Origin of the sequence: Streptomyces sp. NPDC051207, from assembly GCF_040682395.1 — a bacterium.
Classification (GTDB): Bacteria; Actinomycetota; Actinomycetes; order Streptomycetales; family Streptomycetaceae; genus Streptomyces.
Genome location: NZ_JBFBAX010000027.1, coordinates 17565 through 33716 on the forward strand (window position 1 = coordinate 17565; position 16152 = coordinate 33716).

General features: G+C 72.5%; 17 protein-coding genes. 14 read left to right on the forward strand and 3 right to left on the reverse strand.

Annotation, left to right across the window (positions count from 1 at the left end; all coding sequences use genetic code 11):
- The first annotated feature begins 108 nt into the window (after positions 1-108).
- The 9 genes from AB0M97_RS23795 to AB0M97_RS23835 all read left to right on the forward strand — a co-directional run bounded on the left by AB0M97_RS23795 (position 109) and on the right by AB0M97_RS23835 (position 7543).
- Positions 109-711 carry a riboflavin synthase gene (locus tag AB0M97_RS23795; RefSeq protein ID WP_365962975.1) on the forward strand — a complete coding sequence of 201 codons (603 nt, stop codon included), beginning with the start codon at positions 109-111 and terminating at the stop codon, positions 709-711.
- The gene (locus AB0M97_RS23800; RefSeq protein WP_365962976.1) at positions 708-1349 is read left to right on the forward strand and encodes a nicotinamide mononucleotide transporter family protein; all 642 of its coding nucleotides are present in this window, start codon (positions 708-710) and stop codon (positions 1347-1349) included. The genes AB0M97_RS23795 and AB0M97_RS23800 overlap by 4 nt, the downstream gene beginning before the upstream one ends.
- Complete coding sequence (locus AB0M97_RS23805; RefSeq protein WP_365962977.1) at positions 1346-2692, forward strand: bifunctional 3,4-dihydroxy-2-butanone-4-phosphate synthase/GTP cyclohydrolase II; 1347 nt, start codon at positions 1346-1348, stop codon at positions 2690-2692. The genes AB0M97_RS23800 and AB0M97_RS23805 overlap by 4 nt, the downstream gene beginning before the upstream one ends.
- Positions 2693-2747: 55 nt before the next feature.
- Positions 2748-3233, forward strand: a complete 486-nt coding sequence (ribH, locus tag AB0M97_RS23810) for a 6,7-dimethyl-8-ribityllumazine synthase (protein WP_365962978.1) — start codon at positions 2748-2750, stop codon at positions 3231-3233.
- Positions 3234-3267: 34 nt separating this feature from the next.
- A complete protein-coding gene (locus tag AB0M97_RS23815; RefSeq protein WP_004990764.1) occupies positions 3268-3540 on the forward strand; it encodes a phosphoribosyl-ATP diphosphatase in 273 nt (90 codons plus the stop codon).
- 44 nt (positions 3541-3584) lie between these two features.
- On the forward strand, positions 3585-4433 hold the full coding sequence (gene hisG, locus AB0M97_RS23820; protein ID WP_365962979.1) for an ATP phosphoribosyltransferase: 849 nt from the start codon (positions 3585-3587) through the stop codon (positions 4431-4433).
- An 11-nt stretch (positions 4434-4444) separates the two neighbouring features.
- Positions 4445-4897, forward strand: a complete 453-nt coding sequence (locus AB0M97_RS23825) for a PH domain-containing protein (protein WP_365962980.1) — start codon at positions 4445-4447, stop codon at positions 4895-4897.
- 265 nt (positions 4898-5162) lie between these two features.
- Positions 5163-6509 carry a hemolysin family protein gene (locus AB0M97_RS23830; RefSeq protein WP_365962981.1) on the forward strand — a complete coding sequence of 449 codons (1347 nt, stop codon included), beginning with the start codon at positions 5163-5165 and terminating at the stop codon, positions 6507-6509.
- Positions 6506-7543 (forward strand): hemolysin family protein, encoded by a 1038-nt coding sequence (locus tag AB0M97_RS23835; protein WP_365963029.1) that lies wholly within the window; start codon positions 6506-6508, stop codon positions 7541-7543. The genes AB0M97_RS23830 and AB0M97_RS23835 overlap by 4 nt, the downstream gene beginning before the upstream one ends.
- Positions 7544-7577: 34 nt before the next feature.
- On the opposite strand, the gene AB0M97_RS23840 is transcribed toward AB0M97_RS23835, so the two are convergent.
- Both AB0M97_RS23840 and AB0M97_RS23845 read right to left on the reverse strand, forming a co-directional pair.
- Entirely contained in the window at positions 7578-9440 is a 1863-nt protein-coding gene (locus tag AB0M97_RS23840; protein ID WP_365963030.1) for an AAA family ATPase, read from the reverse strand.
- Positions 9441-9884: 444 nt separating this feature from the next.
- On the reverse strand, positions 9885-10505 hold the full coding sequence (locus AB0M97_RS23845; RefSeq protein WP_365963031.1) for a hypothetical protein: 621 nt from the start codon (positions 10503-10505) through the stop codon (positions 9885-9887).
- Positions 10506-10763: 258 nt separating this feature from the next.
- Here AB0M97_RS23845 and AB0M97_RS23850 point away from each other — a divergent pair, with 258 nt between their 5' ends.
- The 4 genes from AB0M97_RS23850 to AB0M97_RS23865 all read left to right on the forward strand — a co-directional run bounded on the left by AB0M97_RS23850 (position 10764) and on the right by AB0M97_RS23865 (position 14592).
- Positions 10764-12125, forward strand: coding sequence for a peptidase C39 family protein (locus tag AB0M97_RS23850; protein WP_365962982.1), 1362 nt, complete (start codon positions 10764-10766; stop codon positions 12123-12125).
- Positions 12126-12266: 141 nt separating this feature from the next.
- A complete protein-coding gene (locus tag AB0M97_RS23855) occupies positions 12267-12407 on the forward strand; it encodes an SCO1431 family membrane protein (RefSeq protein ID WP_365962983.1) in 141 nt (46 codons plus the stop codon).
- A gap of 125 nt (positions 12408-12532) precedes the next feature.
- Positions 12533-13192 (forward strand): TetR/AcrR family transcriptional regulator, encoded by a 660-nt coding sequence (locus AB0M97_RS23860; RefSeq protein ID WP_365962984.1) that lies wholly within the window; start codon positions 12533-12535, stop codon positions 13190-13192.
- A 227-nt stretch (positions 13193-13419) separates the two neighbouring features.
- The gene (locus AB0M97_RS23865; protein ID WP_365962985.1) at positions 13420-14592 is read left to right on the forward strand and encodes an acyl-CoA dehydrogenase family protein; all 1173 of its coding nucleotides are present in this window, start codon (positions 13420-13422) and stop codon (positions 14590-14592) included.
- Positions 14593-14971: 379 nt separating this feature from the next.
- On the opposite strand, the gene AB0M97_RS23870 is transcribed toward AB0M97_RS23865, so the two are convergent.
- Positions 14972-15409 carry a hypothetical protein gene (locus tag AB0M97_RS23870; RefSeq protein WP_365962986.1) on the reverse strand — a complete coding sequence of 146 codons (438 nt, stop codon included), beginning with the start codon at positions 15407-15409 and terminating at the stop codon, positions 14972-14974.
- 251 nt (positions 15410-15660) lie between these two features.
- On the opposite strand from AB0M97_RS23870, the gene AB0M97_RS23875 reads away from it, so the two are divergent.
- Complete coding sequence (locus AB0M97_RS23875; RefSeq protein ID WP_365962987.1) at positions 15661-16101, forward strand: Lrp/AsnC family transcriptional regulator; 441 nt, start codon at positions 15661-15663, stop codon at positions 16099-16101.
- Positions 16102-16152: the final 51 nt, after the last annotated feature.

Consider the following 16152-nt stretch of genomic DNA (forward strand, 5'->3'; position numbering starts at 1 on the left):
CCCAGGGACGAGCTCCGTCCGGCGTCGCCTCCGTTGTTCTCGTCCGTGGAACCTGTCGTCGTCGACAGCCCCGGAGTCCGTGCCCGAAGAGGCAGGAGGACCCGGGACGTGTTCACCGGAATCGTCGAAGAGCTGGGCGAGGTCACCGCCGTCGAGGAACTCGACGACGCCTGTCGCTTCCGCCTGCGCGGCCCCGTCGTCACCGAAGGCGCGAAGCACGGCGACTCCATCGCCGTCAACGGCGTGTGCCTCACCGTGGTCGACCACGAGGGCGACGAGTTCACCGCCGACGTCATGGCCGAGACCCTGAACCGCTCCAGCCTCGGCGTCCTCACCACCGGCTCCCGGGTCAACCTCGAACGCCCCACCGCGGTCGGCGCCCGCCTCGGCGGCCACATCGTGCAGGGCCACGTCGACGGCACCGGAGAGATCCTGGAGCGCAAGCCCTCCGAGCACTGGGAGATCGTCAAGATCTCCCTGCCCGCCGGCCTCGCCCGGTACGTCGTGGAGAAGGGCTCCATCACCGTCGACGGCATCAGCCTCACCGTCGTCGACGCGGGCCCCGACTTCTTCACCGTCAGCCTCATCCCCACCACCCTCGCCCTGACCACGCTCGGCCTGAAGCAGCCCGGCGACCCGGTCAACCTCGAGGTGGACGTCATCGCCAAGTACGTCGAGCGGCTGCTGGGCGACCGGGAGGTGACCCGGTGAACTGGCTCAACTCCGAGGCCTTCACCCTCTTCGGCCAGCGCATCCTCTGGTCCGACATGGTCGGCAACATCCTGGGCCTGACCGCCCTCGCCCTCGGCTGGCGGCGCTCCCTGTGGACCTGGCCGGTGCAGATCCTCTCCGGCGCCATCCTCTTCGCGGCCTTCTACGGCCACCTCACCGGCAGCGCCGGCAAGCAGGTCGTCGTGGTCGTCGTCGCGCTGTGGGGCTGGTGGCAGTGGAACCGCGGCAAGGACCGCTCCGGCGACGGCCAGATCCCCGTACGGTTCGCCACCTGGCGCGAGCGCGCCGCGATGCTCGGCGCCGCCGCCCTCGGCACGGTCGCGGTCGCCCTGCTGTTCAAGGCCTACCCGACCCTGTCCTGGGACCCCTGGCCCGACGCCTACATCTTCGTCGGCACCATCGCCGCCATGTACGCCCAGGCGCGCGGCATGGTCGAGTTCTGGTTCGCCTGGCTGCTCGTGGACCTGGTCGGCGTGCCCCTCAACTTCGCCAACGGCTACGCCTTCTCCGGCTTCGTCTACGTCATCTACGGTGCGCTCGTCCTGTGGGGCCTGCGCGACTGGTGGCTGCGCTCCCGCAAGGCCTCGCAGCCCGTCCTGGAAGGAGCGCCCGCATGACCGCCCGCCCGTCTCCCGCCACCGCCCCGGCCGAGCCGCTGCGCGCCGCACCCCCGGTCCCACCCGTCCTGTACAGCGCCGACGGCTTCGAGGATCTCGCGCTCGACCCGGTCGAGCAGGCGATCGCCGACATCGCGGCCGGCCGCCCGGTCGTGGTCGTCGACGACGAGGACCGCGAGAACGAGGGCGACCTCGTCGTCGCCGCCGAGAAGGCCACGCCCGAGATCGTCGCGTTCATGATGAGCGAGTGCCGCGGCCTGATCTGCGCCCCCATGGAGGGCGACGAACTCGACCGGCTGCGCCTGCCGCAGATGGTCGAGGACAACACCGAGTCGATGAAGACCGCGTTCACCGTCTCCGTCGACGCCTCCGCCGCCCACGGCGTCACCACCGGCATCTCCGCCGCCGACCGCGCCACCACCCTCCAGCTCCTGGCGAGCGGCACCGCCGAACCCGGCGACCTCGTGCGGCCCGGCCACATCTTCCCGCTGCGCGCCCGGCCCGGCGGCGTCCTCGTGCGCAACGGCCACACCGAGGCCGCCGTCGACCTCGCCCGGCTCGCCGGCCTGCGCCCGGCCGGCGCGATCGTGGAGATCGCCGGCGAGGACGGCCGCATGCTGCGACTGCCCGAACTGGTGCCGTTCGCCCGCAAGCACGGCCTGACGATCATCTCCATCGAGGACCTGATCGCCTACCGCCGCAGCTCCGAACCCACCGTCCGCCGCGAGGCCGAGGTCCACCTGCCCACCGCGCACGGCACCTTCACCGCGTACGGCTACCGCTCCACCGTCGACGGCGTCGAGCACGTCGCCCTGGTGCACGGCGAGATCGGCGACGGCGAGGACGTCCTGGTCCGGGTCCACTCCGAGTGCCTCACCGGTGACGTGTTCGGCTCCCAGCGCTGCGACTGCGGCCCCCAGCTGGACACCTCCCTCGCCCGCATCCAGGCCGAGGGCCGGGGCGTGGTGGTCTACCTGCGCGGCCACGAGGGCCGCGGCATCGGCCTGATGTCCAAGCTGCGCGCCTACGAACTCCAGGAGCGCGGCCGCGACACCCTCGACGCCAACCTGGAGCTCGGCCTGCCCGCCGACGCCCGGGACTACGCGGCGGGCGCCCAGATCCTCCGGGACCTCGGCGTGCGCGGCGTGCGCCTGATGACCAACAACCCCGACAAGACCGACGCGCTCGTCCGCCACGGCATCAAGGTCACCGGCCGCGAGCCGATGCCGGTGAGCGCCGGCGAGCACAACCTCCGCTACCTGCGCACCAAGCGGGACCGGATGGGCCACGACCTGCCCTGGCTGGACACGGCGGCCCCCGTGTCTGCCTGCGGCAGCCAGTGACCGCACACCCCACCACCCAGGGCACCACCCCACAGCCACCGAGGAGACGAAGAACGTGAGCGGCAAGGGCGCACCGGAACTGTCCGTACAGAACGTCGGGGACCTCAGGGTCGCCGTCATCGCGGCGCAGTGGCACGACAAGGTGATGGACGGCCTGGTGGACGGCGCCCTGCGCGCCCTGCGCGAACTCGGCATCGACGAGCCGACCCTGCTGCGCGTCCCGGGCAGCTTCGAGCTGCCCGTGGTCGCCAAGGTCCTCGCCGGCCGCGGCTACGACGCGATCGTCGCCCTCGGCGTCGTCATCCGCGGCGGCACCCCCCACTTCGAGTACGTGTGCCAGGGCGTCACCCAGGGCCTGACCCAGGTGTCCGTCGAGACCGGCGTCCCCGTCGGCTTCGGCGTGCTGACCTGCGACACGGAGGAGCAGGCCCTGGACCGCGCCGGCCTGCCCGGCTCCAGCGAGGACAAGGGACACGAGGCGGTGACGGCCGCCGTGGCGACCGCTGCCACCCTGCGTTCGGTGTCCGAACCCTGGCGCTGAGACACCCCCGGGAGCGCGTAGGGTAAGCAGCACCATGTCCAAGAAGACGTTCGAGGAGCTCTTCACCGAGCTCCAGCACAAGGCCGCCCACGGCGATCCCGCCACCTCCCGCACCGCGGAACTGGTGGACAAGGGCGTGCACGCCATCGGCAAGAAGGTCGTCGAAGAGGCCGCCGAGGTCTGGATGGCCGCCGAGTACGAGGGCAAGGAAGCGGCCGCCGAGGAGATCTCGCAGCTGCTGTACCACGTCCAGGTGATGATGGTCGCCCGCGGCATCTCCCTCGACGACGTCTACGCCCACCTCTGAGCCGCACCCGTTCCCACCCACACCACGCGAAGGAAGCCGACCTCATGCTGCGCATCGCCATCCCCAACAAGGGTTCCCTGTCCGGACCTGCGGGGGAGATGCTGCATGAGGCCGGCTACCAGCAGCGCCGCGAGTCCAAGGAACTGCGCATCGTCGACCCGGAGAACGAGGTCGAGTTCTTCTACCTCCGCCCCCGCGACATCGCGATCTACGTCTCCTCCGGTCGCCTCGACATCGGCATCACCGGCCGCGACCTGCTGATCGACTCCGGCGCCAACGCCGAGGAGATCCTCCCGCTCGGCTTCGCCCGCTCCACCTTCCGCTACGCCACCAAGCCCGGCACGGCGAGCGGCGTCGAGGACCTGAACGGCATGACGGTCGCCACCTCCTACGAGGGCATCGTCGCCAAGCACCTCGCCGACAACGGCATCGACGCCTCCGTCGTCCACCTCGACGGCGCCGTCGAGACCGCCATCGAGCTGGGCGTCGCCGAGGTCATCGCCGACGTCGTGGAGACCGGCACCTCGCTGCGCAACGCGGGCCTGGAGGTCATCGGCGAGCCGATCATGAAGTCCGAGGCCGTGGTCATCCGCCGCACCGGCGCCGACGCCGACGAGCCCAAGGTGCAGCAGTTCCTGCGCCGCCTCCAGGGCGTCCTGGTGGCCCGGACGTACGTGATGATGGACTACGACTGCCGGGTCGAGCAGCTGGAGAAGGCCGTCGCGCTGACCCCCGGCCTGGAGTCCCCGACGGTGTCCCCGCTGCACAACGAGGGCTGGGTCGCCGTCCGCGCGATGGTCCCCGCCCAGGAGGCGCAGCGCATCATGGACGACCTGTACGAGATCGGCGCCCGCGCCATTCTCACCACGGCCATCCACGCCTGCCGGCTCTGAGGGGCGCCGCGATGTCCGACCTGCCCGACCTTCCCGTCACGTTCCGGCCGGCCCGGACCCGGGCGATCATGCTCTGCGCGGCCGTCGCGATCTTCGCGGTCGTCACGGCCGTCGGCCTGCTGCTGAAGCCGCTCGGACCGGGAGAGCGCGCCAGCTTCGTCCTCACGGCGGCCCTGCTCGCCGGCGTGATGCTGGTGCTGTCCCGGCCCAAGGTCGTCGCCGAGGACTCCGGCGTCACCGTCGTCAACCTGACCACCAAGCGGCGCCTGGAGTGGGCGGAGATCGTGTCCGTGAACCTCCGGCCCGGTGACCCGTGGGTGTTCCTGAACCTCAGCGACGGCACCAGCCTGCCCGCGCTCGGCATCCAGCCGGGCATCGCCCGCGAGCGCGCCCTCGCCGACGCACGGGCCCTGAGGGCGCTGGTCGAGGCCCGGTCCGCCGGTCCCGACGCTCCTCGGGACTGACCCGCACCACCCCGGAGATCATTCGGGGTTCCACGGGGGGCCGATCGGGGTCGTCCACCCTGCCGCGAGCGCCCCTGTCGAATATTCTGTTGGCGGAGGGGCAGTCGTCGCGCCTCCGCCCCTGCCGCCCGCCCGGTGCCCAGGGGCCCCAGCTATCCGAGGAGTGACCCTCTCAGGCGATGGACGGATCGTCCTGCAGTACCTGCGCCGCCCCCGGCCGGCCCAGCGCGGACCCGGTCCGCGCCCGCGCTCAGGCGGCGGCATCATGACCACCCCCCTGCTGCTCCTGGCAGCCGCGTTCCTGCTGATCCTCGCCAACGGCTTCTTCGTCGCGGCCGAGTTCGGCCTGGTGACCGTCGAACGCCCCGAGGCCGAACAGGCCGCCGCCGACGGCGACCGACGCGCCCGCCGGGTCGTGGAGTCGCTGAAGGAGCTGTCCTTCCAGCTCTCCGGCACCCAGCTCGGCATCACCATCACCTCCCTCGTCGTCGGCATGCTCGCCCAGCCGGCGCTGGCCGCCGTACTCAGCGGCCCCGTCACCGCGGTCGGCGTGCCCGGCGGCGCGGTGCCCGGCGTGGCCGTCGTCGTCGGCATGCTGCTGGCCTCGGCCGTGCAGATGGTGATCGGCGAACTCGTGCCCAAGAACTGGGCGGTGTCCCGGCCCATGCAGGTCGCGCGCTTCGTCGCCGGCCCGCAGCACGCCTTCGCGCGCCTGTTCCGCCCGGTGATCGCCGGGCTCAACGCCGTCGCGAACCGGCTGGTACGCGCCCTCGGCTTCGAGCCCGCCGAGGAACTGGCCTCCGCCCGCACCCCGGGCGAACTGGTGTCCCTGGCCCGGCACTCCGCCCGGGCCGGCGCCCTGGAACAGGACACGGCCGACCTGTTCGTGCGCACCCTGTCCCTGGCCGAGCTGACCGCGCAGCACGTCATGACCCCGCGGGTGAAGGTCAGCGCCCTGCAGTCGTCGGCGACCGCCGAGGACGTCGTCAACCTGACCCGGGCCACCGGACTGTCCCGCTTCCCCGTCTACCGGGAGAAGATCGACGAGATCGTCGGCATGGTCCACCTCAAGGACGCCCTCGCCGTGCCGGTGCGCGAACGGCTGCGCACCCCCGTGGGCGGCATCGCCCGGCCCGCGCTCCTCGTCCCCGAGACGCTGCCCGTGCGGCCACTGCTCACGCGGCTGCGCAGCGAGCAGCCCATCGCGGTCGTCGTGGACGAGTACGGCGGCACGGCCGGCGTCGTCACGCTGGAGGACATCGTCGAGGAGATCGTCGGCGAGGTCCGCGACGAGCACGACGGGCACGACCTGCCCGAGCTGGCCGCCGTCCCGCCCGAGGACGGCAGACCCGCCTGGGACGCCGACGGCGGCTGCCGCGTCGACGTGCTGCGGCGCATCGGCCTCACCGCTCCCGAAGGCCCGTACGAGACGGTCGCCGGCCTGGTCGCCGACCTGCTCGGGCGGATCCCGGCCGTCGGCGACCGGGCCGAACTGCCCGGCTGGCGGCTGTCGGTGCGCCAGGTCGGCCACTACCGCGCCGAGCGGGTGCGGATCGTGCGGACGGCGCCCGTCGTGGAGTCGACCGCCCCGGCCGCGGAGGCCGTCCGCTGAGCGTGCTGCAACTGCTGTTCGCCGGGCTGCTCGTGCTCGCCAACGGCTTCTTCGTGGGCGCCGAGTTCGCGCTCGTCTCCGTGCGCCGCAGCCAGATCGAACCGCTCGGCACGGCACGCGCCCGCCAGGTCCTGCACGGCCTGGAACGCCTGCCGCAGATGATGGCCGCCGCCCAGTTCGGCATCACCGTCTGCTCGCTGACGCTCGGCGCGGTCGCCGAACCGACGGTGGCGCACCTGCTGGAGCCCGTCTTCGCGTGGATCCACCTGCCGCACGCGATGATCCACCCGCTGGGTTACGTCATCGCCCTCGTCACCGTCGTCTTCTGCCACCTCGTCATCGGCGAGATGGTCCCGAAGAACCTGGCGATGGCGGCGCCGGAGAAGGCCGCGCTGTGGCTCGGCCCGGGCCTGGTCGCCTTCGCCCGCCTGTGCGGGCCCGTCACGGTCGCCCTCGGCGCCTGCGCCCAGGGCGTCCTGCGCCTGTTCCGGGTCGAGCCGAAGGACGAGGTGGAGGCCGTCTTCACGAGCGAGCAGCTCAACCGGCTGGTGGAGGACTCCGGGCAGGCCGGCCTGCTCGACCCGGAGGAGCAGGAGCGCCTGGAGGACGCCCTGGAGCTGGGCTCCCGCCCGGTCACGGACGTCCTGCTCAAGCGCGAGGCACTGGTCACGGTCAGCCCGTCGGTCACGGCGGGCCGGATCGTCGAACTGACCGCGCGCACCGGGTACTCCCGCTTCCCGGTCGCCGCGGAGGGCGGCGCCTTCATGGGCTACCTGCACGTCAAGGACGTCCTCGACCTGGAGGACTCCGACCACGCGGTGCCTCAGCGGGTCTGGCGCCCGATGCCGACGCTCAGACCGGAACTCCCCCTGGACGACGCCCTGACGGTCATGCGCAGGGCGGCCACCCACCTGGCCCAGGTCACGGACGCCTCCGGCAAGGTCCTGGGCCTGGTCGCCCTGGAGGACGTCCTGGAACTGCTGGTGGGCGAGGTCCGCGACCCGGCGCACCGGGAGGTGCTCACGACGACGTAGCCCGCCGGCCGACGCCGCTGCTCGGGGCGGCGCCTCACAGAGCCGACGGGTCCTGCGGCCCCCGCCCCGACAGCACTTCCCCGTACGCCTGCATCAGGTCCGGCAGCCGCAGGGTGGCCAGGTCCTCCCGGGTCAGTGCCCCCGGACACGCGGACAGCCGCAGGTCCCGGTAGGCGCAGCTCTTCTCGTACAGCGTCCGCAGGAACCGCCCGTTCCCCAGCTCGTCGATCCAGCCCTGGTCGACGACGTGCCCGGCCAGCGCCCGCAGCTCCTCCAGCGCCTCCTCGTCCCACACGTCCCCGTTCTCCGCGGCGAGGACCTTGCCGATCTCCGTGAGCTCCGCCGGACGGTACGAGGGGAAGTCGACGCGCGTCGTGAAGCGGGAGGACAGCCCCGGGTTGGCGGCGAGCAGCCGGTCCATGCCCTCCGGGTACCCGGCGAGGATCACCACGAGGTGGTCCCGGTTGTCCTCGGCCCGCTTCAGCAGCACCTGCAGCGCCTCGTCCCCGTAGGCGTCGCCCTTGCCGTACCCGGAGTTGGACAGCGAGTACGCCTCGTCGACGAAGAGGACCCCGCCGAGCGCGGAGTCGATCAGCTCGTTGGCCTTCACGGCCGTCTGCCCGAGGTACTCGCCGACCAGGTCGGCCCGCTGCGCCTCCACGAGATGGTCGCCGCCGAGCAGGCCGAGGGCGTAGAAGACCCGGCCCAGGATGCGGGCCACCGTGGTCTTGCCGGTGCCGGAGGGGCCGGAGAAGACGAAGTGCCGCTTGGGCGGCTGCACCGGCAGGCCCTGCCCGGCGCGCAGCCTGGCCATGTTCAGCTGCGCCGAGAGCGCCTTGACCTGGCGTTTGACGGGATCCAGGCCGACCATGCGCTCCAGCTCGGCGAGCGCCGCCTCCAGCAGTTCCGGGTCGGTGGGTCCCGACGGGAGGGACTGCGCGGCGGTGCCGGTCTTCTCGCGCGCCGCGCGGTCCGCCACCGACGGCGGGGGAGCGGAGGGCGGCGGTTCGGGGTCCAGCTTGAGGTCGCGCCCCTCGGTGCCGTACAGCGGGTCGAGGACGTCGGGGCCGTCCACGATGTCCTGTCCGGCACCGGACAGCGTGATGGCCGCGAGGTCGGCGGAGTCGTCGTACCCGTCGCCCTCGGAGATCGCCGCGAGGCGGGCGGAGGTGTCCATGAACGCCGGGTCGACGCGGTGCACCGCCCGGTACAGCGGGAGGGCCGCGGCCGACCGGCCGGTGCCCTCGTGGGCGCGGGCCAGCCAGTAGCGCAGCTCCTTGCGCTGCGGCTGCTCGCTGCGGCAGCGCATCAGGGCCGCCGCCAGCAGCGGTTCGGCCTGTCCGTACATCTCCAGGCGCACCCGGGCCATGCCGCCGAACAGGCCCGCCTCGATGCCGAGCAGCGGGTCGTCCAGGAGCGGGTCGGTGTGCCGGACGAGCTGTTCCCAGTCCTTGACGAGATAGGCGCGGCAGGCGTGCAGGAAGCGGACCTGCGGGTCGGTGTCGACGGGCGGCAGACCCGCGAGGGCCCGGTCCAGCTCCGGTACGTGCCGGCCGTCCAGCCAGTGCGAGGCGTGCGCGAGCAGCAGGTCCCGCGGGCTCTCCAGGACGGGCTGCACCCACCAGCCCAGCCAGTACCAGGAGTTGAGGGCGCGGCGGTGCCGGGCGCGCTGCTCCCCGAAGCGGTCCCGGTGCCGGTGCATCCGCAGCAGCGCGGTCGTCGTGTCGACGCGCAGGGCGTGCAGTCCGAGCCAGCCGTCCGCCATCGCCGGGTCCAGCCGTACCGCCGTCCGGAACTCCTCCTCGGCCTGCGGATACGCGCCCATGGTGTAGGCGTCCACGCCTCTGAGCCAGGCGCGGTCGGCCGGGCCCTCGGGGCCCTGGGTGCCGAAGTCCATCACGTCCCCCACGAACCGTGCCCCCGTCGGTATGCCGCCGAGCTGTCGCCCGAGGGCCGCCTTTGGTCGAACCACTGTGCTGCGGAACGGAGTTGCAGGTGCGCGAGCAGCTGTCCGGTAGATCGCACCGAGGGCATCGTACCCGCGTGGTGACACCCTGCCGAAGGGTGCCGCCCGGGCCGTTCGGCGAGGTGGGAGCACATGGGGCGCACGCCGGGTGGTGACCGAGGGTGAGCGTCCGGGGTCCTTCGACGTCCGGAAAAGGCGCCTGGAAGGGGAAGAGGACAGAACGAAGCCCCCGGTCACGGGGGAACAACCGGGGGCTTCGCGTCTGTCGGCGGCCCTCGAAAGACCGCACATTGAGAACGTAAGACCTGTACGGCCCGTCGGTCAAGCCGAGTTGAGGCAGTCGGGGAAGTTCCCCCGGACGGGGTCTTCACGATTTCACCACATCGGGCCCGGCTCGTCACGGTGAGTGAAGAACTGGTCCGCGGCAGGTGTGCTCAGCGGGCCCGGGAGCACCTCGTAACCCTGTTTTCCCTGCCGCACCAGGAGGTCCGCGAACGGCCGGGAGGGGTCCCGGGCGAAATGCCGGCGCTCCGCCTCGACCCACCCGTCCCAGAACTCCCGCTGCTCCTCGCCGTCCCGTTCCCGCCCGCGCCGCCACGCCTCCCCGCGCGGCATCTCCATCCACAGCAGCAACGCCAGACGCGGGCGCAGTGCGCGGCGGCCGGCGCCGACGCCCTCCACGAGGACCACCGGCGCCGGGGGCAGCGCGCGGGGCGGACCGAAGCGGCGGGCCCGCCAGTCGTAGGGGGCGTAGTGCGCGCTCTCGCCGCGGCCGAGCGGCTCGATCACCTGTTCCCGCAGTCGTTCCGTCCAGCCGAACAGCTCGTCGTGGCTGGCGACGTCGTCGAGATGCAGCACCGGGGCGCCGTCCAGCGCCGCGGCCAACTGCCCGGCGAACGTGGACTTCCCGGAGCCGGCGTGCCCGTCGACGCCGATCAGGCGGACCGGCCCGCAGGACGGCGGGAGGCGGCGGATCCGGGAGGCGAGAGCGTCAATGGCGGATTCCTGGGACGGGGCGCTCCCTGGGGTGGGGCGCGGGCGGACGAGGGACCCCAGCACTGTAACGGCGGCCGCGGGGCGGGGCGCGGGTTCCCCGGGGGTGCCGCGCGGCAGGTCATGCCACTGGTAGAGGCCAATATTGCTCGGCGCGGCATGGGCCGAAGTGCTGGCCCGACCCGGCGGCGGGCGTCCATAGTTGGCGCACAGCCGTGCTACGGACCCGCCCGACTCGGACACCCTGGGGGTCTACCGCCCATGAGCAGAGCCGAACAGCCGTCCCGCAGAGCCGTGTTGGCCGCCGCCCTCGCCGTGGCGGTCGCCACCGGCACGGGCACCGCGGTCGCCGACACGGGCGCCGACGCCGCCGACCCGGGCGCGGCGCCGACGCACCCCATCGACAACCGGGCCTGGACGTCGTGCCTCGACTGGCGCGGCGGAACCGCCAGAGGTACCCGCGTCGTCGCCGGCGCCCGGCCGGGCGTCGCCATCGGCACCCCCGCCGGAACCGTCGACCACACCGACCCGCACACCGGCACCACCGCCGCCTGGGAGTACGCCACCTGGACCTCGCCCGTCCACCGGCTCGCCGTCCCCGCCACCGAGGCCGTCGCCTCCTGGAACGCCCACACGCCCGAGGGGACCTGGCTCCAGGTCGAGCTGAAGGGCACCTACTCCGACGGCACGGACACGCCCTGGTACGTGATGGGCCGCTGGGCGGCGGGTGACAAGGACATCCGGCGGGCCTCGGTCGACGACCAGGGCGACGGCAAGAGCAGCATCTGGACGGACACCTTCGCCGTGGACAACGCGGCCTCCGGGCTGCGCCTGGTCTCCTACCGGCTGCGGCTCACCCTCTACCGCAAGCCGGGCACCACGCTCACGCCCACCGTGTGGCGGGTCGGCGCGATGGGCTCCGACGTCCCGGACCGCTTCACCGTCCCGGCCTCCACGCCCGGCGTCGCCCGGGAACTGGCCGTACCGCGCTACTCGCAGGAGATCCACGCGGGCCAGTACCCGGAGTACGACAACGGCGGCGAGGCCTGGTGCAGCCCCACCTCCTCCCAGATGGTCATCGAGTACTGGGGCGGCCGGCTCACCCCCGAGCAGCTGGCCTGGGTCGACCCGTCCTTCGCCGACCCGCAGGTGTGCCACGCGGCCCGGTACACCTACGACTACCAGTACGCCGGCTGCGGGAACTGGCCGTTCAACGCCGCCTACGCGGCCACGTTCGACGGCATCCAGGGCCTCGTCACCCGGCTCGGCTCGCTCACCGACCTGGAGACCCTGATCGCGGCGGGCATCCCGGCCATAACGTCCCAGTCCTTCCGTGCGGAGGAGCTGACCGGGGCGGGCTACGGAACCTCCGGGCACCTGATGACGGTGATCGGCTTCACCCCGGACGGCGACGTGATCGCCAACGACCCGGCGTCGCCCAGCAACGAGGCGGTGCGGCGCGTCTACCAGCGGCGCGAGTTCGAGAACATCTGGCTGCGGACCAAGCGGTACAACGCCAGCGGCAAGGTCGTCTCCGGCACGGGCGGCGTCTGCTACCTGTACTTCCCGGCGCGCCCGACCTCGCGCCAGCGCGAGGCGCTCGCCGCGGTGGGCGTGCGCTGAGCCCGGTCGGCACCACAGGGCCCCGGTGCGCCGGGGCCCTGTGTCATGTGACCAACGTCTCCGCCGCAAAGGCCGCCCCGAATGGCAAAGTGGACAGTCCCTGGGGGGAATCCACTCCGCACCGACCATCAGCGAGAGACCATGACCGCGAACGCAGCCGCAGCCGTCCGTGTCCGTACCGGCGGCCCCAAGGACGACGGCCCGCAGATCCTCGAGCACGCCATGGGGTGGGTCCTCGTGGTCGTCCTCGCCATGCTCGTCACCCAGCTCGGCCTGCTCTGATCATCCGGCTCGGCCCGGTCCGGCCGCACGCGCGCCCGATCTGTCGAATCCGCGTCGAACAAGCAGAAGACGCCGGTCTGCCATACTGCGGGTGTCCCGCCGCCCGTTGAAGACCAGGGTCGAAAGTGAATATCAGTCAACAAGGTGCCGCGCGTCCCCACCGGGCCCGCGGCACCGGGCGTTCCGCGACCCGTCGTGCCGAACTCATCGCCATCGGGCGGAAGTTGTTCGCCGACACGTCCTACGACGCGCTCTCGATGGACGACATCGCCCGGCAGGCGCAGGTCGCCAAGGGACTGATCTACTACTACTTCCAGTCCAAGCGCGGCTACTACCTGGCGATCATCCAGGACGCGGTCGCCGCCCTGGTCACCCTCGCGGCGAGCGGCGTCGACCTGCCCCCTGCGCAGCGGGTGCACCGCACCATCGACAGCTACCTGCGCTACGCCGAGCACAACCAGGCCGCCTACCGCGCGATCGTCAGCGGCGGCGTCGGCTTCGACACCGAGGTGCACGCCATCCGGGACGGCGTGCGGGAAACGATCGTCACCACCGTCGCCGAAGGGGCGTACGGCCGCCGCGACATCGCGCCGGTGGCACGCATGGGCCTGCTCGGCTGGGTGTGCGCCGTCGAGGGCGCCACCCTGGACTGGATCGACCGCCCCGGGCTCACCCGCGAGACCATGAGCGACCTGATGGTCAGGATGCTCGGCGGCACCCTGCGCGCCGTCGAGGAACTGGACCCCGTCCACCCGGCCCCGCAGCCGGCCCGCCGGGAGGCGTGAGGCGACGCCCGCGCAGTGGCTCCGCGGCGCGGCAGGCGATATCGTGAAGTAAGCGGTCGTTAACTGGTGACTGGCGGCCTGTGATCGGGCATACTCAGCGCACAGCCGCTGGTCAGCCGCTTCCGAGACCCGGAGGCGGAACCTCGGCCGAGCTTTGGAACGACTGGCGGAGCGGCCCCACCCAAGGCGCATCCGTCGATGTGCCCGACAGGGAGGAGAGCGTCGCCATGCCCGACCGCGCCCCGCAGCCGGTGGACCGGCAACTGCCCACGGACGAGGCCCGGGACCTGATGTCACTGGTCCGCGACATCGCCCAGCGCGAGATCGCCCCGAAGGCCGCCGAGGAGGAGGAAGCGGGCCGCTTCCCGCGCGAGGTCTTCACCCTGCTCTCCGAGTCCGGCCTGCTCGGCCTGCCCTACGACTCCGAGTACGGCGGCGGCGACCAGCCGTACGAGGTCTACCTGCAGGTCCTGGAGGAACTCGCCGCCGCCCGCCTCACCGTCGGCCTCGGCGCCAGCGTCCACACCCTCGCCTCCTACGGGCTCGCCGCCTACGGCACCAAGCAGCAGCAGGTCGAGCACCTGCCCGCGATGCTCGGCGGCGGTCTGCTCGGCGCCTACTGCCTCTCCGAGCCGTCCTCCGGTTCGGACGCCGCCTCCCTGCGCACCAGGGCCGTCCGGGACGGCGACGAGTGGGTCATCACGGGCACCAAGGCCTGGATCACGCACGGCGGCACAGCCGACTTCTACACCGTCATGGCCCGCACCGGCGAAGACGGCCACCGCGGCATCACGGCGTTCCTGGTGCCCGGCGACGCGGAGGGACTGAGCGCCGCCGCGCCGGAGAAGAAGATGGGCTTGAAGGGCTCGCCCACCGCGCAGGTCCACTTCGACGGCGTACGGGTCCGCGACGACCGGCGCCTCGGCGAAGAGGGGCAGGGGTTCACGATCGCCCTGTCCGCGCTGGACTCCGGCCGGCTCGGCATCGCGGCCTGCGCGATCGGCCTGGCCCAGGCGGCCCTGGACGAGGCCGCCGCGTACGCCACCGAGCGCCGGCAGTTCAACCGGCCCATCGCCGACTTCCAGGGGCTGCGCTTCATGCTCGCCGACATGGCGACCCGGATCGAGGCGGGCCGCGCGCTGTACCTCGCGGCGGCGCGGCTGCGCGACGCCGGGCGGCCCTTCTCCAAGCAGGCGGCCATGGCCAAGCTGCACTGCACGGACACGGCCATGCAGGTCACCACGGACGCCGTGCAGATCCTCGGCGGCTACGGCTACACCGCCGACTTCCCGGCCGAGCGCTACATGCGCGAGGCCAAGGTGCTGCAGATCGTGGAGGGCACCAACCAGATCCAGCGGATGGTCATCGCCCGTCACCTGGTGGGTCCAGAGACCCGCTGAACCGACCGAGGCCGCGCGGGGGCGCCGCGAGCCGCACCCACTCCGGGTCGTGGCGCCCCGGCAACGCGCGGCCGCGGTCGGCCCAGCGCGCATCAGGTCGCGGTGGATCGGCGGGTCCGGAAGCCGCGCAGGGCCGAGCGGGACCGCTGCTGCGGGCGGCGGGACGTACACGCGGCGCGGACGCCCGGCTGCCGCATGTGTGTGGGTCATACCCGGGCAACGCGACGCCGGGCGGCCAGGTCACCGGCCGACGGAAATCGTGTGTGACTTCATCGCGTGCGAGTTCACCGCTGCGCGGATGCGGTGACGGCGCGTCAGTCGTCCGTTGACGCGCCGTCGATCCCCGCGAGAAGAGATCAGGCGGCTTCGGCCGGGTGTCTCAGGCGGCGTGGCGGCGCATCGTCGGCACGCGCATCGGGCGCGAGCCCGGTCCGCCGACGTGCGAGAAGGGCTGCTTGCGCCAGTCGAGACCGTGCGGAAGCGTCAGCAGCAGGGCCGTGTCCTGCTCCTGCGGCTCGACGGACTCGTCCGCGGGCCGGGCCTCGGCGGCCCTGCGGCCCGTACCGGCGCAGACCGTGAGGCCGAACGGGTTCCACGGCGAGGCGCACAGCGCGTGCTCCGGCAGGACCTCCTCGTCCGCCAGCAGGGCGATGGGCTGCGCGCAGTCCGGGCAGATGACCCGGAACATCTCGAACGTGTCGTACGCGTCGAGTTCCTCGTCGTCGTAGGCGTCGGGTTCGACGCCCTCCGGCTCGGGATCGACGAGCGGCTGCTGACGCTTGGGCGTAGTACGTCCAGAGCGCTTGAGACTCTGCATGGGATTCTCCCCCTCGGGCTGGGCCGTGAAGGCACTGCGGCCTCGACCACAGCAAGCACTTCCCGTCCGCTCTCCCGGGTAATCACGAGAACATCACGGAGACGGTTCCCGGCCTGTGGTGTTCGTCACATGTCAACCGCAGGTGCCCGGCGCGGCGCGATTCCGGGCGGGCCGCCGGTCACATCACGAACCGGGTATGACCTGGCCGCTCAGGTATCCCAGGAGATCAAGCCCCTGTAGGTTCTTGCGCCATGGAGGAGCTGGACCGTCGGATCGTGCAGCTGCTCGTCAAGGACGGGCGGATGAGCTACACAGACCTGGGCAAGGCCACGGGCCTGTCCACGTCGGCCGTGCACCAGCGGGTGCGCCGCCTGGAACAGCGGGGCGTCATCCGCGGCTATGCCGCCGTCGTCGACCCCGAGGCCGTCGGGCTGCCCCTCACCGCCTTCATCTCGGTGAAACCGTTCGACCCCAGCGCCCCCGACGACATCGCCGAACGGCTCGCCGGGGTCCCGGAGATCGAGGCGTGCCACAGCGTCGCGGGCGACGAGAACTACATCCTCAAGGTGCGGGTCGCCACGCCGCACGAACTGGAGGAACTGCTGGCCCGGCTGCGGTCCCTGGCGGGGGTGTCGACCCGGACGACGGTCGTCCTGTCGACCCCGTACGAGGCCAGGCCGCCGCGGGTGTGACGGGCGGGTGCCGGGCCGATGCGCGTCCGGTCGCCGGGCCCGACCGCCGTG

Excerpts from the sequence above, each read along its gene's own strand:
- hisG (WP_365962979.1), top strand. The coding sequence starts at position 3,585 with ATGCTGCGCATCGCCATCCCCAACAAGGGTTCCCTGTCCGGACCTGCG.
- AB0M97_RS23850 (WP_365962982.1), top strand. The coding sequence starts at position 10,764 with ATGAGCAGAGCCGAACAGCCGTCCCGCAGAGCCGTGTTGGCCGCCGCC.
- AB0M97_RS23830 (WP_365962981.1), top strand. The coding sequence starts at position 5,163 with ATGACCACCCCCCTGCTGCTCCTGGCAGCCGCGTTCCTGCTGATCCTC.
- AB0M97_RS23875 (WP_365962987.1), top strand. The coding sequence starts at position 15,661 with ATGGAGGAGCTGGACCGTCGGATCGTGCAGCTGCTCGTCAAGGACGGG.
- AB0M97_RS23815 (WP_004990764.1), top strand. The coding sequence starts at position 3,268 with ATGTCCAAGAAGACGTTCGAGGAGCTCTTCACCGAGCTCCAGCACAAG.
- AB0M97_RS23825 (WP_365962980.1), top strand. The coding sequence starts at position 4,445 with ATGTCCGACCTGCCCGACCTTCCCGTCACGTTCCGGCCGGCCCGGACC.
- AB0M97_RS23865 (WP_365962985.1), top strand. The coding sequence starts at position 13,420 with ATGCCCGACCGCGCCCCGCAGCCGGTGGACCGGCAACTGCCCACGGAC.
- AB0M97_RS23870 (WP_365962986.1), bottom strand. The coding sequence starts at position 15,409 with ATGCAGAGTCTCAAGCGCTCTGGACGTACTACGCCCAAGCGTCAGCAG.
- AB0M97_RS23805 (WP_365962977.1), top strand. The coding sequence starts at position 1,346 with ATGACCGCCCGCCCGTCTCCCGCCACCGCCCCGGCCGAGCCGCTGCGC.
- AB0M97_RS23855 (WP_365962983.1), top strand. The coding sequence starts at position 12,267 with ATGACCGCGAACGCAGCCGCAGCCGTCCGTGTCCGTACCGGCGGCCCC.
- AB0M97_RS23840 (WP_365963030.1), bottom strand. The coding sequence starts at position 9,440 with ATGGACTTCGGCACCCAGGGCCCCGAGGGCCCGGCCGACCGCGCCTGG.